We start from the raw sequence: 21,396 nt of genomic DNA on the forward strand, positions 1-21,396 counted from the left end.
CGGTGGATAACCGTCCGCAAAGCGTCGATCGGACACGATATGGAAAAAAGAAACGGCGCCGGGGGGCTTGCCTCCGGCGCCGTTTTGCTTTGGGCGCCCCTCCAGGAGGGCGCGGCCGTCAGTAGCGGTAGTGCTCGGCCTTGAACGGACCCTGCGGCGTCACGCCGATATAGGCGGCCTGGCTCTCCGACAGGGTCGAGAGCCTGGCGCCCAGCTTGTCGAGGTGAAGGCGCGCCACCTTCTCGTCGAGGTGCTTCGGCAGCACGTAGACCTGGTTCTGGTATTGCTCGCCCTTGGTGAAGAGCTCGATCTGCGCCAGCGTCTGGTTGGTGAAGGATGCCGACATCACGAAGGACGGATGGCCGGTCGCGTTGCCGAGGTTGAGGAGGCGGCCTTCGGAAAGCAGCAGCATGCGCTTGCCGTCCGGAAAGGTGATCATGTCCACCTGCGGCTTGATGTTGGTCCAGGTGAGGTTCTTGAGCGCGGCGACCTGGATCTCGTTGTCGAAGTGGCCGATGTTGCCGACGATGCACATGTCCTTGACGGTGCGCATGGTGTCGATCGTCACGACATCCTTGTTGCCGGTCGTCGTGATGATGATGTCGGCGGTGGGAGCGGCGTCCTCGAGCGTGACGACCTCGAACCCGTCCATCGCGGCCTGGAGTGCGCAGATCGGGTCGACCTCCGTCACCTTGACGCGGGCGCCCGCGCCCTGGAGCGAGGCGGCCGAGCCCTTGCCGACGTCGCCATAGCCGCAGACCACGGCGACCTTGCCGGCCATCATCACGTCGGTGGCGCGGCGGATGCCGTCGACCAGCGACTCCTTGCAGCCGTACTTGTTGTCGAACTTCGACTTCGTGACGCTATCGTTGACGTTGATCGCCGGGAAGGGAAGAAGCCCCTTCTTCTGGAGCTGGTACAGGCGGTTGACGCCCGTCGTGGTCTCTTCCGTCACGCCCTTGATGGCGTCGCGCTGGCGGGCGAAGAAGCCCGGCGTTGCCGCGAGGCGCTTCCTGATCTGCGCGAAGAGGACTTCCTCCTCCTCCGAGCCCGGGTTCGACAGCACGTCCTCGCCGGCCTCGGCGCGCGCGCCGGTGAGGATGTACATCGTGGCGTCGCCGCCGTCGTCGAGGATCATGTTGGAGGGCTCGCCATCCGACCACTGGAAGATCCGGTCGGTGTAGTCCCAGTACTCCTCGAGGCTCTCGCCCTTGACGGCGAAGACCGGGGTGCCGGTGGCCGCGATCGCAGCGGCCGCGTGGTCCTGCGTCGAGAAGATGTTGCAGGAGGCCCAGCGGACCTTGGCGCCGAGCGCCTGCAGCGTCTCGATCAGGACGGCGGTCTGGATGGTCATGTGGAGCGAGCCGGTGATGCGCGCGCCCCGAAGCGGCTGGTCGGCGCCGAACTCGGCGCGGCAGGCCATGAGGCCCGGCATCTCGGTCTCGGCGATGTCGAGTTCCTTGCGGCCCCAGTCGGCCAGCGAGAGATCCTTGACGACGAAATCACCATGCGTGGCGGACATGAGGCGGGCTCCTAGGCCTTGGTGCCGAAAACAAAGGCCCGCGCCGCAGGGGCGGCGTGGCGGACCGATCCGGCACTCCCTTAGCAGTCCAGGAGATATAAGGAAATCCTTATATGGTTATCCCGCCGCCCGTTCGGTCGGGCTCCTGCCCGCGACGGGGCGAACGGGTCGGGCTCAGCACTCCTCGCCGAACCGGTCGGCGACGAGATCGGCGATCGCGTCGACCGCTTGGCCCGCGTCGTGTCCTTCGGCCCGCACGTCGATGGTCGTGCCCTGTCCGGCGGCGAGCATCATCAGCCCCATGATCGACTGGCCGCCGACCGAGAGGCCTTCGCGCGAGATCGTGATCTCGCATTCGAACCGCTCGGCGAGCTGCACGAACTTGGCCGAGGCGCGGGCATGAAGGCCCTTGCGGTTGACGATGGTGAGCGTTCGCTCGACCGCCTCGTCCGACAACGGGCTCGGCATGGACGTATCGGTCGGCGAGGAGGAGGGTCCGGTCTTGTCCATGGCTCGGCCGACGAAATTCCGTGGTGCGAGGAGGGCTACTTGCCGCTGAGGATGCGGCTGGCGACGGCGATGTACTTGCGGCCGGCGTCCTGGGCGGCGACCAGCGCGTCGGCCATGGGCTTCTCGCCCCGGACACTCGCGAGCTTGATCAGCATCGGCAGGTTGACGCCTGCGAGCACGTCGATGTTCCCCTCGTCCATCACCGAGATGGCAAGGTTGGACGGCGTGCCGCCGAACATGTCGGTGAGGATGATGACCCCCTTGCCGCGCTCCGCGTCGCGCACCGCCTGGAGGATATCCAGCCGTCGCTGTTCCATGTCGTCGTCGGGCCCGATGCAGATCGTCTCGAACGCCTCCTGGCGACCGACCACATGCTCGACGGCAAGCTTGAATTCACGCGCGAGCTGGCCATGCGTCACCAGCACCAGACCAATCATACGTCGACCACTCCGGGCTCCGCCGTTTGTTTGAGCAATCGATTGTGCGCTTGCGGCCAGATTGCTGCAAGACGCAGCAAGTCACACCAGCCGGAATCTTTCCAGATCACGGCGAAAGCCTTGCGATGCCGGACCTTAGGCGTTTTCACGAACCTGAGATGGATCTGCTGCAATGCGGTATCAGGCCCGCTTGTCCGGGTCCCAGAAGGGCGCGGCGGCAGCCAGGGTCAGGAGAACGTCGGCACCGAAGGCGGGGTCGCGCTCAGCGAGGCGCACGGCGCGCACGCTCATTCCCGCGATCTCGATCCACGCCGTCGCCGGTGGCATCCGCTCGACCTCGCCGCGCGGCACGAGGTCCACGACGAGCTCCACGAACGTCTCCGGCACATGCCGTTCGGGCAGGATGCCGATGCCGCGCAGCTCGATCAGACCGGCGAGCGCTGCGGGAGCGTGCGCGCGCAGCCGATCGCCGTCCCGGGTCAGGAACACCTGGTCGTCCGCGACCAGCGCGGCGTCGACGCCCGCCGCCTCGGCCCGGCGCAGGACGCTGAGGGCGAGCGACGACTTGCCGCTGCCCGACGGGCCGCGCAGGAGGATGCCGCGACCGCGCAGGCGCAGAGCCGTTCCATGGACGTTGAACGGCCCGCTCACGTGTCTGCCGGAAGTTCGACGGTGAAGCGCGCGCCGGCGACGCCGCCCGGGGCGGCCGGATCGAGGATGTTCTCGGCCCTGAGCCGACCGCCATGCGCCTCGACGATCTGGCGCGAGATGGACAGGCCGAGACCGGAGTTCTGCCCGAAGGATTCCGGCCCGGGACGATCGGTGTAGAAGCGCTCGAAGATGCGCTCGATCTTCTCGGCCTGGATGCCCGGCCCGTTGTCCTCGATGGTCACCGTCGTGGCGCGCGGACGGCGCTGGAGGCGGACCGTGATCCGTCCGCCGTCCTCGGGCACGAAGGAGCGGGCGTTGTCGATGAGGTTGGTGAAGACCTGGCTGAGGCGCAGGTCGTGGCCCGCGACCTTGTAGGTCTTCCCCTGCGGGGGCGGCGCTACCGTGAGGTCGATCGCGATGTGCTGCTCGGGCTTCAGATGGCCGCGCGCTCCGTCCACCACCGATCCGACGAGGCCGGCGAGATCCACCTCGCCCGCCACCTCGCGCGCCAGTTCGGCGTCGAGGCGCGAGGCGTCGGCGATGTCCGTGATGAGCCGATCGAGGCGTTTCACGTCGTGCTGGATCACGGCGAGCAGGCGCTCGCGCGAGCTTTCGTTGCGCGCCAGCGGCAGGGTCTCGACCGCCGAGCGGAGCGAGGTGAGGGGGTTCTTCAACTCGTGGCTGACGTCGGCGGCAAAGCTCTCGATCGCGTCCATGCGCGCGTAGAGGGCATTGGTCATGTCGCGAATGGCCGAGGCGAGGTGACCGACCTCGTCGGCCCGGTCGCCGAAGTCCGGGATCTCCTCGCGCGCGGTGACGCCACGGCGCACGCGGATCGCGGCCGCCGAAAGGCGGCGCAGCGGGGACGCGATGGTGGAGGCGAGGAGCGCCGACAGGATCACCGTGACCATCGCGGCGACCGCGAAGGTGCGCACGATCGCCATGCGCTCGGCCTGGACGATCTTGTCGATGTCACCGCCTTGCGTCGACAGGAGAAGGACGCCGAGAACCGCTCGGAACCGCTGGATGGGAACGGCGACGGAAACGATCAGCTCGCCGTTCTCCGTCGATCGCACGAGGGCGCGGGGCCCGCCGGTCAGCGCGCTCATCACCTCGGGATAGGTCGAGCCGGAGCCGCCCGGCGTTTCCTTGTAGACCGGCAGGTCGCCGTGCCCGAGGAGCCGCCCCGTTTCGCGGCTGATCCAGGCGAAGATGCCGGTCTCCTCCTCGCCCTCCACCGGGGGGAGGTCGTATCGCAGGATCTGGCCACGCGAATAAAGGTGCCGCGAATCGAGGATCAGGTTGGCGTCGCGGTCGTAGAGACGGGCGCGCGTGCGCGTCGGCGAGATCAGCCGTCGCAGGAGCGGGGCGACGCGCTCGGGATTGATCGGGAAATCGAGCGATTCGGACTGGTCGGGATTGGGCTGCAGCGTCGCGCCCGCCTGGAGCTCCAGGAGGCGTTCGGGATCGACCGTGATAGAATCGGTCTCGACGGTCGCCGAGGAGGCGATGGCGCTCGCGATGATCTCGCCCTGGGTCAGGAGGCTCTCGACGCGCGCGTCGATCAGGCCGGCGCGGAACTGGTTGAGATACAGGATGCCGGAGACGAGGACGATTAGCGCGACGAGATTGAGAAAGACGATGCGGCGCGTCAGCGACGAGAAGACGGAATGACCGAGAACGCGTCGCAGGCGGACCAGCAGGCGGCGCACGATCGGCTTGCGCCGCCAGCGCGTGACGCGCCTGCGCGCTGCCGCGGCGCGTCCCACTTCGCTGGTGTCGGTCGCCGACAAAGGCCCCGGCCCGTCAGACTTCGCGGAAGCGATAGCCCACGCCGTAAAGCGTCTCGATCATGTCGAAGTCGTCGTCGATCGCTTTGAACTTCTTGCGCAAGCGCTTGATGTGGCTGTCGATCGTGCGATCGTCGACATAGACCTGCTCGTCGTAGGCCGCGTCCATCAGAGCGTCGCGGCTCTTCACGACGCCGGGCCGCTGCGCCAGCGAATGGAGGATGAGGAACTCGGTGACGGTCAGCGTCACCGGCTGGCCCATCCAGGTGCAGGTATGACGCTCCTGGTCCATCACGAGCTGGCCGCGCTCCAGGGACGATTCGGGCAGGGTGCCCGGCTTGCCCGCGGTCACCTCGCGCGGTGCCCCACGGCGCAGGATCGCGCGCACGCGCTCCACGAGGAGACGTTGAGAGAAGGGTTTGCGGATATAGTCGTCCGCGCCCATCTTCAGACCGAAGAGCTCGTCGATCTCCTCGTCCTTGGAAGTCAGGAAGATCACCGGCAGGTCGCTCTTCTGGCGAAGGCGGCGCAGGAGTTCCATTCCGTCCATGCGCGGCATCTTGATGTCGAAGATCGCCAGGTGCGGAGGGCGCGCCGACAGGCCCTCCAGCGCCGACGCACCGTCGGTGTAGGTCTCGACCCGGTAGCCTTCGTTCTCGAGCGCGATCGATACGGACGTCAGGATGTTGCGGTCGTCATCCACCAGCGCGATCGTGGGCATTGCGTTTCAACTCCTGTCCGGCGGGCAACGCACGCCTTCAAACCCCAGCGTCAAGCCGGAACGCTTGATGCCCGCCCCGTCACCGGCGCGGGCTCGATTCCCTTCTGGAAGGGAAATGTGGCGTTCGTGACGCTTTTGCAACGCCTTTCGCGTTTCGCGGCGCCTTCGGAGCCGGCGCCGAAGGGGTCAGAGATCGACCTTGACGTTCTCCGTCGTGTCGGGACGCGGCTTGTCGCCGACATAGGCCTTGGCGAATTCCCAGGCCTGCGTGATCTTGTTGGCCGTCACGTCCCAGATCTCGGCCTGGTCCGGACGAATGACGAGAACGGCGGTGTTGGGCCCGTCCTTGCCGCCCGGCATCCAGGCCTCGGCCTGCGGATCCCAGGCCTCGTCGATCCGGGCGCGATCGGTGGACAGGCTCGCGGTGCCCGACACCGCGACATACTCTTCCTTCTGCACGAAGGAGCAGGCGACCTGATCGTCCGCCGAGATCTCCTCGACCTTGTGAGAGTCGCGGTCGGTCACGAAGAGGATCTCGCCCCGCTCGCGCGAGATCTTGGGCGCCATCGGACGCGAGCGCAGCTTGCCCCCGTCGCGCGTCGTGACCATGCAGGTCTGGAAGTCGCCGATCATGTCCCAGAACTTCTCGGTTGCCGACTCGGCCATGTCTCGTCCTTTCGTGAAACCATTGCGCCGGGACAACGCAGCACCGCGCGAAAGGTGCCCGCCGAGCGCACGGACCGATGCGAGGATCTCAACGGCGCGACCGCCAAATTTATTTTGCTTGGGTTAATACGATTGAACCGGTGCATTGAACCGATTTAACCGGACGTTCGAATGGTCTAAATCGGTTTGCATAGACGAAAGGATGTATTTCTCGGAGTTTTGGATAGTTGCTGCCATGAAGGAGAGGCGATATTTGCTTGGCCATTCGGGGTGTCCCCGCCGGTCAAGGGAACAGAGACATGGAAGAGTACGGGCTCCGCAATCTTGAGCGCGGTATCGAGACGACCGGGCTCGCCAACCTGTCGTCCCTGCGCTGGAACCTCACCGAAGGCGAACTCGTCGAGACGGCCATCCGTCGCGGCGAAGGCAAGCTGACGGCCCATGGCGCCTTGGTGGTCACCACCGGCCAGCACACCGGCCGCAGCCCCCGGGACAAGTTCGTCGTGCGCGACGAGACGACCGAGAACCGCATCTGGTGGGACAACAACAAGCCGATGGCGCCGGACGCCTTCGATCGTCTCTACGCCGACTTCAAGGCCCATGCCGAGGGGCGCGACCTCTTCGTGCAGGATCTCGTGGGCGGCGCGGATGCGGGCAACGCCGTTCATGCGCGCGTCGTCACCGAGTTCGCCTGGCACTCGCTGTTCATCCGCAACCTTTTGATCCGCCCCGAGCGCGCCGAGCTGGAAGGCTTCGTGCCGGAGCTGACGATCATCGACCTGCCGTCCTTCAAGGCGGACCCGGAGCGTCACGGCTGTCGCACGGAAACGGTGATCGCCTGCGACTTGACCCGCAACATCATCCTGATCGGCGGCACGACCTATGCCGGCGAGATGAAGAAGTCGGTCTTCACCGTCCTCAACTACCGTCTGCCCGAAACGGGCGTCATGCCCATGCATTGCTCGGCCAACGTCGGGGCATCCGGCGATGCCGCCGTGTTCTTCGGCCTGTCGGGCACCGGCAAGACGACGCTCTCGGCCGACCCGACCCGCACCCTGATCGGCGACGACGAGCACGGCTGGGGCGAGAACGGCATCTTCAACTTCGAGGGCGGCTGCTACGCCAAGACGATCCGCCTCTCCGCCGAGGCAGAGCCGGAAATCTTCGCCACTACGCAGATGTTCGGCACCGTCCTGGAGAACGTCATCCTCGACGAGAGCCGCGTGCCGGACTTCGACGACGGGCGGCTCACCGAGAACACGCGTGCGGCCTATCCGCTGCACTTCATCCCGAACGCCAGCGACACGGGCCTTGGGAGCCATCCGAAGAACATCATCATGCTGACGGCGGACGCCTTCGGCGTGATGCCCCCGATCGCCAAGCTGACCCCCGAACAGGCGATGTACCACTTCCTGTCGGGCTACACGGCCAAGGTCGCGGGCACCGAGAAGGGCGTGACGGAGCCGGAAGCGACGTTCTCGACCTGCTTCGGCGCGCCGTTCATGCCGCGCCATCCGGCCGAGTACGGCAACCTCCTGCGCGACCTCATCGCGCGCCACGGCGTCGACTGCTGGCTGGTCTCCACCGGCTGGACGGGCGGCGCCTACGGCACCGGCCGGCGCATGCCGATCAAGGCGACGCGCGCGCTCCTGGCCGCCGCACTCGACGGTTCGCTGAAGGAGGCCGAGTTCCGCACCGATCCGAACTTCGGGTTCCAGGTGCCGGTCGCGGTGCCCGGCGTCGACGCCGCGATCCTCGACCCGCGCTCGACCTGGAGCGACCCGGCGGCCTACGACGCGCAGGCCAACAAGCTCGTCGGCATGTTCCGGGCGAACTTCGAAAAGTTCGAGGATCATGTCGATGCCGGCGTGATCGAGGCGTCGCCCGCCGTCGCGCTGGCCGCCGAATAACGATCCTGACCTCTGGGAGGAGGCTGGGGCTCGCGACCTTCGGGTTGCGGGCCCCTTTGGTTTGCGGCAACCACGGGGCGAAGGGCCGCGTCGCGGCCGGAACCGTACGAGGAGCCCGCGCCGTGGCGGAGCCAGCACCGACCAAGGGCCTGCCCGTCACCGCCCGGATCACCATTCCCGACGACGAGCTGACGGAAAGCTTCATCCGCTCGGCCGGTCCCGGCGGCCAGAACGTCAACAAGGTCGCGACCGCCGTCCAGCTGCGCTTCGTGGCAGCGGACTCGAGCGTCCTGACCGACGAGGTGAAGGCCCGCCTGCTGCGCCTCGCCGGCCAGCGCGCCACCAAGGCCGGCGAGGTCCTCATCGAGGCCTCGCGCCATCGCACGCAGGAGCGCAACCGCGAGGACGCGCGCGAGCGGCTCGTCGCCCTGGTGCGCGAGGCCCTGGTTCCGCCGCCACCGCCTCGCAAGAAGACGCGCCCGACGCGCGGCTCCGTCGAGCGGCGGCTCGAAGCCAAGAAGGGTCGCTCGAACGTCAAGCGGATGCGCGGGCGCGTGAGCGACTGAGAAAAGTTCGATCGCGCGCTTTTTCCCCGCATCCGCGCGCGCCGTGGCTTCGTAGCTGCCCTTGTCCCCCGATCACGCGGGGTGAACCAACAGGGGAAACGAACCCATGATCTCCAAGCTGTTCCGCAGTGCCGTCGTCGCCTCGCTTCTGGTCGGCTCGGCCGGTGTCGCGCTGGCGCAGGGCAAGAGCGTCGAGGTCGGCGGCGCACCGATGTATGCGTCGAAGACGATCGCCGAGAATGCCCCGAACGCCAAGAATCTGACGACGCTGGTTGCGGCCGTGAAGGCGGCGGGCCTTGTCAAGACGCTGGACGGGGCGGGCCCCTTCACCGTGTTCGCGCCGGACGACAAGGCGTTCGCCAAGCTGCCGAAGGGCACGGTCGAGACGCTGGTGAAGCCCGAGAACAAGGCGATGCTCACCAAGATCCTGACCTACCATGTGGTCCCGGCCAAGGCGACGGCCGAAGCCGCGATGAAGATGATCAAGGACGACGGCGGCAAGCATGTCGTCAAGACGGTCGAGGGTGAGAACCTCACGCTCGCCATGAAGGGCAAGAATCTGACGATCACCGACGCCAAGGGCAACGTGGCGACCGTGACGCAGGCCGACGTCATGCAGAAGAACGGCGTGGTGCACGTCATCGACACCGTTCTGATGCCCTGATCCATCCCCATGGATTGCGGACGGCCTCGCCTCCATATGGGAGCGAGGCCGTTCGTGTTCGTTCCATTCCCCCCGGGAGCCATGCCATGCATCGCAGACAGTTCCTTCTCGGCCTTGCGGTGTCGGGCCTCGCGCTGAAGGTCGGCGCCGCCCGCGCCGAGACCTATCCCTTCACCTTGAGCGATGCCGACTGGCGCGGTCGCCTGTCGTCCGACCAGTATGCCGTCCTGCGCCAGGAGGCGACGGAGCGGCCTTATTCGAGCCCGCTCAACGCGATCAAGACCAGCGGCCTCTTTCACTGCGCCGGCTGCGACAACGCGCTCTATTCCTCGGCGACGAAGTTTGATTCGGGAACGGGCTGGCCGAGCTTCTGGGCACCCGTCGCCGGCGCGATCGGCAGCCGCACCGACTACCTTCTGGTCTACCCACGCACCGAGGTCCACTGCGCCCGGTGCGGCGGCCATCTCGGCCATGTCTTCGATGACGGTCCCCCGCCCACCGGCAAGCGCCACTGCATCAACGGCGTCGCGCTGCAGTTCAAGCCGGGTCCGGTGACCTGAGAGGCGCAAGGCTTCGTCAATCTTTGCGGCGCTGAATGGTGGTCGGGCCGGAAGGGTCGCGCGCACATTGAACGGAGCCCTTCGGGTCGCCATATCTCGAACAGGTCGAGCGGGGTGCCGCACCAGGGCCCCGACCGACAAGTCGCTTGAGACAAGGGCTTGCCGTGACATGAACAGGATGACGCCGTTTTCCAGTCCGCTGCTCCTCGGTTTCGACGGGGTGGAGCGGATGCTCGAACGGATGGGGAAGGCCAGCGATGGCTATCCGCCGTTCAACATCGAGCGCATCCGCGTCGGAGGCGACGGATCGGGTGTCGAACCCGCCATCCGCATCACGCTTGCGGTCGCCGGCTTCCAGCCGGACGATCTGGAGATCACCACGGAAGACAATCAGCTGACCATCCGGGGCTCGCAGAGCGACCGGGAGGAGCGGGACTTCCTGCACCGGGGCATTGCCGCCCGCCAGTTTCAGAAGAGCTTTCTCTTCGCCGACGGCATGCGGATCCTCGGCGCTCAGCTGAAGAACGGTCTTCTGATGATCGATCTGGTCAAGCCCGAGCCCGAACGCGTGGTGAAAAAGATCGAGATCACCGTCGAGGATTGAAACCTCGGCCCCGATCTCCCGTTTGCCTCTACAGGAGACGCAACATGACCCGTACGAATTCGATCAACCCGGTTACAGAGTCCGACCTCGCTTCCATCGGCGAGGGGCATCTGGCCTATCTGCGCCGCATGTCGTCCGACGACATCCGCGCCCGTTTTCCGTCCGCGCAGTCGATCCGACCGGGCCTGAAGCTCTGGGCGCTGTTCTCGGCCGACGGCACGCCGCTGGCGGTGTCCGACGATCGCGGGTCGATCCTGGCGAGCGCCACCGAGAACGAGTTGCTGACGGTCAGCATTCACTGAACCGAAAGAACACCGTCGAGCGATCGAGGCCGGCCGGAACTCCGTTCCGGGCCGGCCTTTTCATGGCTCAGGCCGCGTGCGTGGGCGCTTTGCGCGTCATCAGGTGGTGAAGGGAGCTTGCATCGCGCGAAGCGCGCAACTCGTCCACCGTTCGCGGGTCGCGCAGGAGACGCGCGATCTTGGACAGGGCCTTGAGATGGTCCGCGCCCGAGCCCTCGGGCGCGATCAGCAGGAAGACGAGGTCCACCGGCTGATCGTCGAGCGATTCGAAATCGATGGGTTTGGCCAGACGTGCGAAGACGCCCTGGATGCGTGTCACACCGCCGAGCTTGCCGTGGGGAATGGCGATGCCGTGGCCGATGCCGGTGGAACCCAGCTTTTCGCGCGCGATCACGGTGTCGAAGATATCGCGCGCTTCCAGCCCGCTGAGGCTTGCGGCGCGCTCCGAGAGATCCTGCAGGACCTGCTTCTTGGAATGCGCCTTGAGGGAGGGAAGGATCGCTTCCTCCCGGATCAGATCGGACAGCTCCACGTCGTCAATGCCTTCCGCTCAACCGATGCGCGCAGCCGATCGGGCTGAGCGTGCCGGACAAACCTTGCGCGGCCCTCCCCGGGCACGCCGAAGGGCAACGGCCGGAGCGTGGACGCCCCGGCCGGTTTCCCGTGCGGCGGGTATCAGACCCTGGCACGCAATGTCGAGGGGTCGATCCAGCCGACATTTCCGTCCGGGCGCCGATAAACGATGTTGACCTCCTCCGTGGCGCCGTTCTTGAACACCACGACCGGCCCATCGCGGCGGTCGAGTTCCATCACCGCGCTGGCCACGCTCATCGTGCCCATCACGAGCGAGGTTTCTGCGATCACGGCCGGCGCGAAATCCTCGGGCACGTCGTCCGATTCGTCGGGAACCGCCGAGATGACGGTGTAGGCGATCTCGCGCGATCCCGCTGCGTTCGCCTTGTGATCCTTCAGACGGCGCTTGTAGCGGCGCAGGCGCTTTTCGATCTTTTCGGAGGCTTCGATGAAGCTCGACTCGGGGTCATGGGTATCGGCGGTGGCCTGAAAGTCGACCCCGCTGTCCAGATGGAGGGTGATATCGGCGCAGTAGCGCGCGCCCTCCTTGGACAGCACGGTGGCACCGGAGAAATTCCCGTCGAAGTACTTGGCGACCAAGTCGTTCAGCCGATCCTCGATTCGCGAGCGAAAGGCTTCGCCGACGTCCATGTGTCGGCCCGATACGCGAAGTCCCATTCGTGTCTCCTTCCATTCGTCCGGCGACTGGCCTTCGAAGGCGTGGTCGCCGTCTTATCGAAGACTTGGTGCGACCATTTCGTTCCGGCTCGCCGGGGGAATCATTCGACCCCAATTCGGCGGCCGGGCCAAGGTCCCCCATCGGGAAAAGGGAGACGGACCCGATCCCTTCGGCTCAACCGGCGAGACGGCGCGCCTTGAACTCGCGGCGGCGTTGCACGGACGAGGGGATGCCGAGCGCCTCCCGGTACTTGGCGACGGTGCGCCGGGCGAGCTCGACCCCGTCGCCTTGAAGCCGCGCGGCGATGTCGTCGTCGGACAGGACCCCGCCAGGACTCTCGGCCGCAACGAGGTTGCGGATGCGCAGTTTCACGCTTTCGGCCGAATGCGCCTCGCCGCCGTCGCTCGCCGCGATAGCGCCGGAGAAAAACGCCTTCATTTCCACCGTCCCGCGCGGCGTCGCCAGATACTTGCCGGCCGTCACGCGGCTGATCGTCGATTCGTGCATGCCGACAGCGCCGGCGACGTCCATCAGCGTCATCGGACGCAGGTGGCCCCCTCCATGCGCCAGGAATGCGCCCTGGCGCTTCACGATCTCGTCCGCCACCTTCAGGATCGTGCGTGCGCGCCCTTCCAGCGAGCGCTGCAGCCAACCGGCCGACTGGCGGCAATGCGCGAGGAAACTGCGCTCCTCGCCGTTCGCAGAGCCCGCCGGTACGCTCTCCAGGCGGATGCGCAGCCGCGGAAAGGCGTCCGGATTGAGGGCGACCTGCCAGCCGCCCGGTGCAGCGCGGTCCTGCGTCACCACCGCGTCGGGCACGACTGCGACCGGCGCATCGAGCGAGAAGGCGGAGCCAGGACGCGGGTCGAGGGCGCGGATCTCCGCCAGGATGTCGACGAGTTCCGCCTCGCTTTCGCCGGTGAGGCGCGACAGCGCGGCGAAGTCACGGCGCGCCAGGAGAGGCAGATTGGCCAGGACGCTGGTCATCACCGGGTCGAGCCGGTCGCGCCGCCGGAGCTGGATCGCGAGACACTCTTCGAGAGAGCGGGCGAAAAGGCCGGCGGGTTCGGCCTCGTCCTGCAGGCGGCGAAGCAGGGGCAGGAGATCGGGCGGGAGATCCGCATCGGCGAAGAGGAAGCCGGAGGCGTCGAGATCGGCCAGCCAGAGTTCGGCGAGACGGCGCTCGTCCTGGCTGCCGAAGACGTCCGCGATCTCGCGGAGAGCATGCGCATGGAGCGACGGCAGGCCGTCGCCGAGCCGCTCCTCCCAGGAGGACGCTTCCGCGCCGGATCCGCCGGGCCCTGCATAGGCGAGATCGAGGAGCCGCTCGGCCGCGTCCGGGTGCCGCTCGCCTTCGAGCCCCGTTCCGTCGGAAAACGCCGCGCCGTCGTCCTGTCGTCCGGACAGCGGCGAGGGATCGCCGGCGGCAGGCTCCGGCACCCGATCGGCGGGGGCCGGCACGGCGGGCTCCGCCGGCGCCACGAGTTCCAGAAGCGGGTTCCCCTCGGCCTCGCGCTGCAGGAAGGCGAGGAGTTCGACATGGTGGAACTGCAGGAGGCGGATCGACTGCAGGAGTTGGGGCGTCATCGCAAGCGACTGGCTCTGACGCACGTGGAGGTTCATCGACAAGTTCACGGCGATCCTCCTTCCCGGCACGCCCGGCCAAGCCTTGGGCATCCCTACGGAAGAAACTGGTCCGCATCTTGCTTGTCAAGGCGCCGCATTAGAGCGATGCGCGAATTGATCAATAGGTGAACTGCTCGCCGAGATAGATCCGCCGCACGTCCGGATTGTCGACGATGTCCTGCGGCGTGCCGTGCGTGAGGACCGCGCCGGCATGCATGATATAGGCCCGGTCGATGAGGCCGAGTGTCTCGCGCACATTGTGGTCGGTGATCAGGACGCCGATGCCGCGCCGGGTCAGGTGGCGCACGAGTTCCTGGATGTCGGCGACCGCGATCGGGTCGACGCCCGCGAAGGGCTCGTCGAGAAGCATGAAGGTCGGGCGAGAGGCGAGCGCTCTTGCGATCTCGCAGCGCCGCCGCTCGCCGCCCGACAGCGCGGTGGAGGGCTGCTTGCGCAGGTGCCCGATGTGGAACTCCTCGAGGAGCGCGGTGAGCTGGCGCTCGCGCTCCGCCTTCGACGGCTCGACCATCTCGAGCACGGCGCGGATGTTGTCTTCCACCGACAGGCCGCGGAAGATCGAGGCCTCCTGCGGCAGGTAGCCGATGCCGAGGCGCGCGCGCCGATACATGGGAACGCCCGTGATGTCGTGCCCGTCGAGCTCGATGCGCCCGCCGTCCACCGGCACGAGCCCGGTGATCATGTAGAAGCAGGTGGTCTTGCCCGCGCCGTTCGGCCCGAGGAGCCCGACGGCCTCGCCCCGCCGTACGGCGACGTCGACGCTGTCGACGACGCGGCGGCCGCGATAGGTCTTGGTGATGCCCCGCGCCACCAGCGTGCCGCTGGACGGGTGGGCGCGCGGCTCGCCGGGCATGGCGGTCGCGCGCGGGTCGTGCGTCGGGCGGATGGGAAGGGTGTCGAGCGGTGCGGCCACGAAACGTCCGGGGTCGGGGCGACCGGCGACCGGCCGGCCCGCCCGAGGAAGGAAGCGGGGAGAAGCTTAGTTGGTGCCCGGCGCCCCGCCGGCGCCCGGCGACAGGAGCATGCGCACCCGGCCGCCGCCGCCCGAGGCGCCGCCGCAATTGTTGCTCTGAAGCCGCGCGACGCCCGTATCCATCTGGATGCGCAGCACGCAGCCGGTCGCCACGTTCTTGCCCTGGCTGAGCACGACGTCGCCGGTGAGGAGAGCGACCTGCGTCTTCATGTCGAACTCGGCCTTGTTGGCGGTGGCGGTCTGATCGGCCGAGCGGATGGTCACCTTGCCGGTGGCTTCCAGGCGGCTGATGTCGCCCGAGCCGCCCGGCATGTTGGAGCGCTGGGCGGCCGGCTGGGCGCCGCCCTCCTGGTTGCGCACGTAGTAGACCAGCAGCTTCTCGGCGTTCATCGAGGTCTGGCCCTGGCGCACGCTGACGTCGCCGGAGAACGTTGCGAGCGACTGGCCGTCGTCGACGTCGAGCTGGTTCGATTCGATGGCGACGGGCTGGTCGCCCTGCACCTGGAGCCCGCCGAAGGAATTGCCGAAGCCTTGCGACTGTTCCTGCGCGCCGGCGACGCCGGTGAGGGACAGGGCGCCGAGGACGGCCAGCACGACGGGCAGGCGATGGGTCGATGTCATGGTCCGGGCTCGCTCGAGGGGGCGGCGCCCCCGTTGGAAAGGGACTGCGGAAGAAGGGTCAGCTTGACGCGGTTGCCGAAGGACAGCGTCTTGCCGCCGTCCGAGATGGATACGTTACCAGCTTCCAGGCGCTGGTCGGTGGTGGCGATCTCGACCGGCCCCGTGCCGGTCAGCGTGCCGCCCTCGAGCGCGACGTCGGCGCTGCGCATGCGGATGCGGATGCCGCTGGTCGTGTCCACGGAGATTTGATCGTAGAGACGCAGGACGTTGGTGCGCGTGTCGAAGCGCCCCTTGGCGGCGACGAGCTCGGCCGTCGTCCCCGCGTCCACCGTCAGGTTGGCGCGCACGCCCTCCAGATCGATGCCCGTGCCGCCGAGCGCCTGGATCGCGCGATCGGCGACCATGGAGAAGGGACGGTCGTTGCCGTCGACGCCCGACATGCGCGGATCGCGCATCACCAGGCGTCCGTCCTCGATCGAGGTCGAGGCGAAGGCGATGTCGGCGGGAAGGCTGCGCGCGAGCCACGTCGCGACGACGCCCGCCAGGACGATGGCGGTGGCGATCAGCGGCAGGCCGAACTTCAGCCAGCGGACGCGGCGCGAGTGGGTGCGTGCACGATTGAACGCGTCCGCCGGCCGCTCGGCAGCGTTGCCGATGGCCAGTTCGTCGCGCGTGGTGATCGCTTGGCCGTCCTGCCTGTTGGGTGCGTCGAGAATGAATGCGGCTCCGAAACGATTCGCATGGAAATGCGGGGCGGCGCCGGCTGGGGCGCTCCGTCCGCTTCCCTTATGCGGGATATAGGGTTTTTACATGGTAAAGCCACGGCGCGCGAGGGCCTGCCGAGCCGAGCCTGCAAGGGGATTGTCCGCCCGCTTGGCAAGCCGGCCCGCCCGGTCTATCGCTCGCCCCGAACTTCGAGGACAGGCGGGCAGGCATGGACGCGCAAGGCATCATCGACCGTCGGCGGCTGCGCCGCAAACTGTCCTTCTGGCGCGTGGCGGCATTGCTCGTGGTGGCGCTCTGCCTCGTCCTGGCGGCGCTGGCTGCCGGCTGGCGTCCGGGTGCCGCGCTCGGGCCGACGATCGCCCGCGTCGAGGTAACCGGCCTCATCACCGAGGATCGCGAGATGCTCGACCTCCTCGACGATCTCGCCGAGGACGACGCCGTGAAAGCCGTGATCGTCAGGGTGAACTCGCCGGGCGGCACGACCGTCGGCGGCGAGACGCTGTTCCATGCCGTGCGGCGCCTGGCCGAAGCCAAGCCGGTCGCGGCCGAGGTCGGTCAGCTCGCCGCTTCCGCCGGCTATATGGTCGCCATGGCGACGGACCGCGTCGTGGCGCACCATTCCTCGATCGTCGGCTCGATCGGCGTCCTGTTCCAGTACGTGGACGCTTCCGTGCTTCTCGGACGCATCGGGGTCGACGTCGCGGCCGTGAAGTCCTCGCCGCTGAAGGCGGAACCCTCGCCCTTCGACCCCGCGCCGCCGGAAGCGCGCGAGATGATCGGGCGGCTGGTCGACAGCTCCTACGGCTGGTTCAAGCGGCTGGTCACCGAGCGACGCGGCTTCACGCCGGATCAGACCGATGCGCTGTCGGACGGCTCCGTGTTCACGGGCGAGCAGGGCCTCGAGAATCGACTGGTCGATGCGCTGGGCGGCGAGGCCGAGATCCGGCGGTGGCTGGAAGAGGAGCGTGGTGTGCCGAAGGGGCTCGAGATCGTCGAGCGCGAGCCGAAGCGCGAGGGGACCTGGGGCCTGGGAGCCGCCACGCACGCCCTGGCGACCAACCTCCTCGGCTTCGATCCGGCCGCGGCCGGGCTCGCGCAGGCGGTCGCCGGTGCGGCCGGTCACCTTGACGGGATGGTGTCGCTCTGGCAGCCTCCGGCGCACTGAGGACGGGCACGGTCATTCCGTTCATCCAATTGAAATAACAGGTCTTTCGGATTCGCGTCATGAGCGGCGCGAGCCTGGAAGGCCTCAAGGGTTGCGCTTCGGGGAACCATACCGTGATCAAGTCCGAACTCGTGCAGATCATCGCCGGCCGCAATCCGCATCTCTACCAGCGGGACGTCGAGACCATCGTCAACGCGATCTTCGACGAGATCACCCAGGCGCTGTGCGACGGCAACCGGGTCGAGCTACGCGGCTTCGGCGCCTTCTCCGTCAAGAACCGTCCCCCGCGTGCCGGGCGCAACCCGCGCACCGGCGAGGCGGTGGAGGTTGAAGAGAAGTGGGTGCCGTTCTTCAAGACCGGCAAGGAACTGCGCGAGCGCCTCAACGACGCCTGAAGCGGCGCCCGCCGATTGACGAGGGCCGGGCCCTCCATACCTAGTTCCGATGCCTGAGGACGTCAGGCGTCCGGCCGGGAGGCTTTCGCCGCCTCGCGCCTCATCAGACGGACAGACCATGATCTCGAAGATCCTCACTTTCCTCGTGCTCGGACCGCTGGCGATCCTGCTCGTGGTGTTCTGCGTCGCCAACCGGGCGCCGGTGCCGGTGTCGCTCGACCCGATCGGCACCTTGCCGCAGTTCGTCTACGAGGTGCCGCTCTTCGTTCTCCTGATCGGGGCCGTGATTTTGGGCCTGCTGCTCGGCGGCTTCGGCACCTGGATCACCCAGCGCCACTACCGGGCGAGGGCGGCGCGCCGCCGCAACGAGGTGGAGAACCTGCGCCACGAGGTCGAGGTCTCCAACGAGCGCCTGCGTCGGCTGCGCGAGGAGCAGATCCGCACGAGCGCAGGGCCGGCGATCGGCACCTCCGGCGAGACGCGCCCGGCTCTCGCGGGTCCTGCCGCGGCCTGATCGGCGCGCCGGCTTCTCAAGGGTCGGCGGAGTGCGTTCCGCCGCTCTGCGCCGCAAGGTTCTCGAAGAACCGTTCGGCGAGCCTCCGCGCCGAGGTCTCTACCAGCCGACCGCCGAACCGCGCGATCCCGCCGCCGAGGTCGGCGTCCAGCCTGTAGGTCAGCACCGTCTCGGACCCGTCCTCGCGTAAGTGCACGTCGGCGCGGCCCTTGGCGAAGCCCGCAAGGCCGCCCTTGCCCTCGCCGAGCATCACGTAACTTTCCGGGGCGACGATGTCGACAAGCCGGATCTGCCCCGCGAAGGTCGCCTTCACCACGCCGAACGCGATCGCGATCGTGGTCGCCATCACGTTCTCGCCGACGGGCTCGATGTCGCGGCATCCGGGAATGCAGGCCCGCAGCGCCGCCGGATCGTTCAGCATCGCCCAGACCGTTTCGCGCGGTGCCGGCAGGCGGTATTCGCCCCTGATTTCCATGCCTTGTCCTTCTCCATCGGACCGGCGTCCGGCCCGTCCGGGAGAATGGGAAGGGCGACCCGCCTTGCCAAGCGGCTGCGGTTTGCCGTCCGCCCCCGCGATACGCTATGGACCCGCTCATGAGGAACGACAGAACCAAGGGGCCGGGGCGGCCCGAGCGACGCGAGCGCTCTGCAGGACGGGCCGGCCAGACGCCCGACGCGGCGAGGCGCCCATCATCGGCGACCCCGGCGAACGAGCCCGCCCCCGTGCGGCGCGACAGCGTCGAGGAGATCGCGCGCGAGAACCGACGTGACCGCCCGGCCGTGGAATGGCCGGAAGGGCTGCGCCCCCGTTTCGCCGCGCCGGTGATCCTCGAGGTCGAGCCCGGGCCCGACTACGCGCTTCTGGATTCCGGCGACGGGGAGAAACTGGAGCGTTACGGCCCCCTCGTGATCCGCCGCCCGGAGAACCAGGCGATCTGGCCGCGGCGCCTCGCGCCCTCGCGCTGGGACGGTGCCGACGCGATCTTCACCGGCGACACGGACGAGGAGGGTGCCGGCCGCTGGCGCTTCCCGCGCGAGGCGCTCGGCGAGACCTGGCCGATGCGCGAGGACGGGCTCTCGTATCTCGGTCGCTTCACCTCGTTCCGCCATGTCGGCGTGTTTCCCGAGCAGACCGTCCACTGGCGCTTCATGACCGAGGCGATCGCGCGCGAACGCGCGCAGTCGGGACGGCCCGTGCGTGTCCTCAACCTCTTCGGCTACACCGGCCTCGCCTCGCTGCTCGCCGCGCGTGCCGGCGCCGAGGTGACCCATGTCGACGCCTCCAAGCGCGCCATCGGCTGGGCGCGCGAGAACGCGGAACTCGCCGGCCTTGTCGACCGGCCGATCCGTTGGATCTGCGAGGACGCCGTGCGCTATGCCGAGCGCGAGGCGCGGCGCGGCTCGACCTACGACATCATTCTTCTCGATCCTCCGAAGTTCGGACGCGGCCCCAAGGGCGAGGTCTGGCAGCTCTTCGAGGATCTGCCGCATCTTCTCGTCCTCATGCGCCGGCTCCTGTCGGACAGGCCGCTCGCGCTCGTGCTCACCGCCTATTCCATCCGCTCGTCCTTCTATTCGCTCGCCGCTCTGATGGGCGAGGCGATGCGGGGCTCGGGCGGCACGGTGGAATCGGGCGAACTCGTCATCCGGGAGGAGGGCGAGGACGCCCGCCACCTGTCCACCTCGCTCTTTTCCAGATGGGTGTCCGCTTGACCGACCGCGAAACCCCCCGCCGCCCCGCGACCGCCGCGCCCGGCCGGGTGAAGGAGGTGACGAGCGTCTCCAACCCGATCGTCAAGGACATCCGCAACCTCGCTCTGAAGAAGCATCGCGAGGAAACCGGGCTGTTCCTGGCCGAAGGTCTGAAGCTCGTGATCGACGCGCTGGACGCGGGGTGGACCCTCGACACGCTGATCGCCGCCAAGTCGCAGCTGCACTCCGACCTCCTCGCCAAGACCGCGGCGCGCACGGTGGCGTCCGGCGCCGACGTCCTGGAAGCGAGCGACAAGGTCCTGGCCGCGATCTCGCGCCGCGACAACCCGCAGAGCGCCATCGGCGTGTTCCGCCAGAAGACGCAGCGCATCGACCGGATCGATCTCGGCCGCGACGGGCTCCTCGTGGTGCTCGACCGGGTGCGCGATCCCGGCAATCTCGGCACAATCCTGCGCACCGCCGATGCGGCGGGTGCCAAGGGCGTCGTGCTGGTCGGCGAGAGCGTCGATCCGTTCTCGCTGGAAGCCGTCCGCGCTACCATGGGCTCGATCTTCGCCGTGCCGGTCGCGCGGGTCGACGAGGCGGGCTTCCTCGCCTTCCGGAAGGGCTTTCCCGGCCTCGTGGTCGGCACGCACATGCGCGGGGACACCGATTTCCGGAAGCCGGCCTATGGGGAGAAGCCGACGCTTCTTCTCATGGGCAACGAGCAGGCCGGCCTCACCGACGCCTTGGCACAGGCGTGCGATGCGCTCGTGCGCATTCCGCAGGTCGGACGGGCCGACAGTCTGAACCTTGCCGTCGCCACCGGGCTGATGATCTTCGAGGCGCGGCGCGCGAGCCTGACGCTCTGATGGCCCGCCTCCTGTCCGCCCTCTCCGTCGTCGCCTTGGCTGTCGCCCTCGACCAGGCGATCAAGCACCTCGTCGTCGGCACCATGCAGCTCGGCGAGGCGATCGAGGTCCTGCCGTTCCTCGCCATCTTCCATGCGCGGAACGAGGGCATCGCCTTCTCGCTGCTCGACGGCTTTCATGGCCTCGGTCTCGCGGCGATCTCCTTGATCGTCCTCGGCTTCGTCGGCTGGCTGTGGTGGAACACGCCCGCCGACCGACGGTTGACGCAATTCGGCTTCGCGATCATCGTCGGCGGGGCCATCGGCAACCTGATCGACCGCGTCTCCCTCGGCTATGTCGTGGACTACATCCTGTTCCACACGCCGGTCTGGAGCTTCGCGGTCTTCAATCTCGCCGACGCCTTCATCTCGGTCGGTGCCGCGCTGATCCTTCTCGACGAATTCGTGGGGCATCGAAGGAAGCGGACCGAAGCCGGCCGGGAACCCGCAGACAGTTGACGCTTTCGTGAAAGCGGCGGAAACAGGAGGCCGACGGCGCTGACGGAAGAGATCCGAGGCTGGATCGTTCGTCACGAAACCGTCGCCCCCGTCCGCTAATCGGACGCGGACGAGACGCTCCGATCGTCCCGAGGAGACGCAA

At 67.8% G+C, this 21,396-nt stretch carries 26 protein-coding genes; 12 read left to right on the forward strand and 14 right to left on the reverse strand.

Going from position 1 to position 21,396, the window contains the following annotated elements; translation table 11 throughout:
- Positions 1-118: 118 nt before the first annotated feature.
- The 7 genes from ahcY to AUL34_RS15240 form a co-directional block, all read right to left on the reverse strand.
- Positions 119-1,522, reverse strand: coding sequence for an adenosylhomocysteinase (gene ahcY, locus AUL34_RS15210; RefSeq protein WP_061935267.1), 1,404 nt, complete (start codon positions 1,520-1,522; stop codon positions 119-121).
- Between the two features lie 174 nt (positions 1,523-1,696).
- Positions 1,697-2,032: an HPr family phosphocarrier protein gene (locus AUL34_RS15215; protein ID WP_192845768.1), complete on the reverse strand. Its 336-nt coding sequence runs from the start codon at positions 2,030-2,032 to the stop codon at positions 1,697-1,699.
- Between the two features lie 35 nt (positions 2,033-2,067).
- Positions 2,068-2,469: a PTS sugar transporter subunit IIA gene (locus AUL34_RS15220; protein WP_061935269.1), complete on the reverse strand. Its 402-nt coding sequence runs from the start codon at positions 2,467-2,469 to the stop codon at positions 2,068-2,070.
- 180 nt (positions 2,470-2,649) lie between these two features.
- Positions 2,650-3,120, reverse strand: a complete 471-nt coding sequence (locus tag AUL34_RS15225; RefSeq protein WP_061935271.1) for an HPr kinase/phosphorylase — start codon at positions 3,118-3,120, stop codon at positions 2,650-2,652.
- Positions 3,117-4,913 carry a stimulus-sensing domain-containing protein gene (locus tag AUL34_RS15230; RefSeq protein ID WP_370539049.1) on the reverse strand — a complete coding sequence of 599 codons (1,797 nt, stop codon included), beginning with the start codon at positions 4,911-4,913 and terminating at the stop codon, positions 3,117-3,119. Before AUL34_RS15230 ends, AUL34_RS15225 begins: the two co-directional genes overlap by 4 nt.
- 13 nt (positions 4,914-4,926) lie before the next feature.
- A complete protein-coding gene (locus tag AUL34_RS15235; RefSeq protein ID WP_061935273.1) occupies positions 4,927-5,631 on the reverse strand; it encodes a response regulator transcription factor in 705 nt (234 codons plus the stop codon).
- A gap of 186 nt (positions 5,632-5,817) precedes the next feature.
- Positions 5,818-6,297 carry a pyridoxamine 5'-phosphate oxidase family protein gene (locus AUL34_RS15240; protein ID WP_061935275.1) on the reverse strand — a complete coding sequence of 160 codons (480 nt, stop codon included), beginning with the start codon at positions 6,295-6,297 and terminating at the stop codon, positions 5,818-5,820.
- Between the two features lie 299 nt (positions 6,298-6,596).
- On the opposite strand from AUL34_RS15240, the gene AUL34_RS15245 reads away from it, so the two are divergent.
- From AUL34_RS15245 to AUL34_RS15270, 6 genes are all read left to right on the forward strand, one after another.
- On the forward strand, positions 6,597-8,207 hold the full coding sequence (locus AUL34_RS15245) for a phosphoenolpyruvate carboxykinase (RefSeq protein ID WP_061935277.1): 1,611 nt from the start codon (positions 6,597-6,599) through the stop codon (positions 8,205-8,207).
- A gap of 122 nt (positions 8,208-8,329) precedes the next feature.
- On the forward strand, positions 8,330-8,773 hold the full coding sequence (arfB, locus tag AUL34_RS15250; RefSeq protein WP_061935280.1) for an alternative ribosome rescue aminoacyl-tRNA hydrolase ArfB: 444 nt from the start codon (positions 8,330-8,332) through the stop codon (positions 8,771-8,773).
- Between the two features lie 106 nt (positions 8,774-8,879).
- The gene (locus tag AUL34_RS15255; RefSeq protein ID WP_061935282.1) at positions 8,880-9,437 is read left to right on the forward strand and encodes a fasciclin domain-containing protein; all 558 of its coding nucleotides are present in this window, start codon (positions 8,880-8,882) and stop codon (positions 9,435-9,437) included.
- 86 nt (positions 9,438-9,523) lie between these two features.
- Entirely contained in the window at positions 9,524-9,997 is a 474-nt protein-coding gene (gene msrB / locus AUL34_RS15260) for a peptide-methionine (R)-S-oxide reductase MsrB (RefSeq protein ID WP_061935283.1), read from the forward strand.
- A 169-nt stretch (positions 9,998-10,166) separates the two neighbouring features.
- Complete coding sequence (locus AUL34_RS15265; RefSeq protein WP_061935285.1) at positions 10,167-10,601, forward strand: Hsp20 family protein; 435 nt, start codon at positions 10,167-10,169, stop codon at positions 10,599-10,601.
- Between the two features lie 44 nt (positions 10,602-10,645).
- Positions 10,646-10,903 (forward strand): DUF1150 family protein, encoded by a 258-nt coding sequence (locus tag AUL34_RS15270; protein ID WP_061935288.1) that lies wholly within the window; start codon positions 10,646-10,648, stop codon positions 10,901-10,903.
- A gap of 67 nt (positions 10,904-10,970) precedes the next feature.
- On the opposite strand, the gene ptsN is transcribed toward AUL34_RS15270, so the two are convergent.
- The 6 genes from ptsN to AUL34_RS15300 all read right to left on the reverse strand — a co-directional run bounded on the left by ptsN (position 10,971) and on the right by AUL34_RS15300 (position 15,848).
- Complete coding sequence (gene ptsN, locus AUL34_RS15275; RefSeq protein WP_061935291.1) at positions 10,971-11,435, reverse strand: PTS IIA-like nitrogen regulatory protein PtsN; 465 nt, start codon at positions 11,433-11,435, stop codon at positions 10,971-10,973.
- Positions 11,436-11,578: 143 nt separating this feature from the next.
- Complete coding sequence (gene hpf / locus AUL34_RS15280) at positions 11,579-12,154, reverse strand: ribosome hibernation-promoting factor, HPF/YfiA family (protein ID WP_061935294.1); 576 nt, start codon at positions 12,152-12,154, stop codon at positions 11,579-11,581.
- Positions 12,155-12,329: 175 nt separating this feature from the next.
- Positions 12,330-13,790 (reverse strand): RNA polymerase factor sigma-54, encoded by a 1,461-nt coding sequence (gene rpoN / locus AUL34_RS15285; protein WP_061935296.1) that lies wholly within the window; start codon positions 13,788-13,790, stop codon positions 12,330-12,332.
- A 109-nt stretch (positions 13,791-13,899) separates the two neighbouring features.
- Positions 13,900-14,652 (reverse strand): LPS export ABC transporter ATP-binding protein, encoded by a 753-nt coding sequence (gene lptB / locus AUL34_RS15290; RefSeq protein WP_244492599.1) that lies wholly within the window; start codon positions 14,650-14,652, stop codon positions 13,900-13,902.
- 126 nt (positions 14,653-14,778) lie between these two features.
- Complete coding sequence (locus AUL34_RS15295; protein ID WP_061935302.1) at positions 14,779-15,393, reverse strand: LptA/OstA family protein; 615 nt, start codon at positions 15,391-15,393, stop codon at positions 14,779-14,781.
- Positions 15,390-15,848 carry a hypothetical protein gene (locus tag AUL34_RS15300; RefSeq protein ID WP_061935305.1) on the reverse strand — a complete coding sequence of 153 codons (459 nt, stop codon included), beginning with the start codon at positions 15,846-15,848 and terminating at the stop codon, positions 15,390-15,392. The genes AUL34_RS15295 and AUL34_RS15300 overlap by 4 nt, the downstream gene beginning before the upstream one ends.
- A 479-nt stretch (positions 15,849-16,327) precedes the next feature.
- On the opposite strand from AUL34_RS15300, the gene sppA reads away from it, so the two are divergent.
- The 3 genes from sppA (at position 16,328) to AUL34_RS15315 (ending at position 18,193) form a co-directional block, all read left to right on the forward strand.
- The gene (sppA, locus tag AUL34_RS15305) at positions 16,328-17,284 is read left to right on the forward strand and encodes a signal peptide peptidase SppA (protein WP_061935308.1); all 957 of its coding nucleotides are present in this window, start codon (positions 16,328-16,330) and stop codon (positions 17,282-17,284) included.
- A gap of 59 nt (positions 17,285-17,343) precedes the next feature.
- Positions 17,344-17,679 carry an integration host factor subunit beta gene (locus AUL34_RS15310; protein WP_061935310.1) on the forward strand — a complete coding sequence of 112 codons (336 nt, stop codon included), beginning with the start codon at positions 17,344-17,346 and terminating at the stop codon, positions 17,677-17,679.
- Positions 17,680-17,797: 118 nt separating this feature from the next.
- Positions 17,798-18,193, forward strand: coding sequence for a lipopolysaccharide assembly protein LapA domain-containing protein (locus AUL34_RS15315; protein ID WP_061935313.1), 396 nt, complete (start codon positions 17,798-17,800; stop codon positions 18,191-18,193).
- A gap of 16 nt (positions 18,194-18,209) precedes the next feature.
- On the opposite strand, the gene AUL34_RS15320 is transcribed toward AUL34_RS15315, so the two are convergent.
- Positions 18,210-18,668 (reverse strand): CoxG family protein, encoded by a 459-nt coding sequence (locus AUL34_RS15320; RefSeq protein WP_061935316.1) that lies wholly within the window; start codon positions 18,666-18,668, stop codon positions 18,210-18,212.
- 119 nt (positions 18,669-18,787) lie between these two features.
- On the opposite strand from AUL34_RS15320, the gene AUL34_RS15325 reads away from it, so the two are divergent.
- Genes AUL34_RS15325 through lspA form a run of 3 tightly spaced genes read left to right on the forward strand, consistent with a single transcriptional unit; the run spans position 18,788 to position 21,254 of the window.
- Positions 18,788-19,906 (forward strand): class I SAM-dependent methyltransferase, encoded by a 1,119-nt coding sequence (locus tag AUL34_RS15325; RefSeq protein ID WP_082653421.1) that lies wholly within the window; start codon positions 18,788-18,790, stop codon positions 19,904-19,906.
- The gene (locus AUL34_RS15330; RefSeq protein ID WP_061935322.1) at positions 19,891-20,757 is read left to right on the forward strand and encodes an RNA methyltransferase; all 867 of its coding nucleotides are present in this window, start codon (positions 19,891-19,893) and stop codon (positions 20,755-20,757) included. The genes AUL34_RS15325 and AUL34_RS15330 overlap by 16 nt, the downstream gene beginning before the upstream one ends.
- Positions 20,757-21,254: a signal peptidase II gene (gene lspA / locus AUL34_RS15335; RefSeq protein WP_061935325.1), complete on the forward strand. Its 498-nt coding sequence runs from the start codon at positions 20,757-20,759 to the stop codon at positions 21,252-21,254. Before AUL34_RS15330 ends, lspA begins: the two co-directional genes overlap by 1 nt.
- Positions 21,255-21,396 lie beyond the last annotated feature (142 nt).

Origin of the sequence: Aureimonas sp. AU22 (assembly GCF_001463745.1) — a bacterium.
Taxonomy (GTDB): Bacteria; Pseudomonadota; Alphaproteobacteria; order Rhizobiales; family Rhizobiaceae; genus Aureimonas.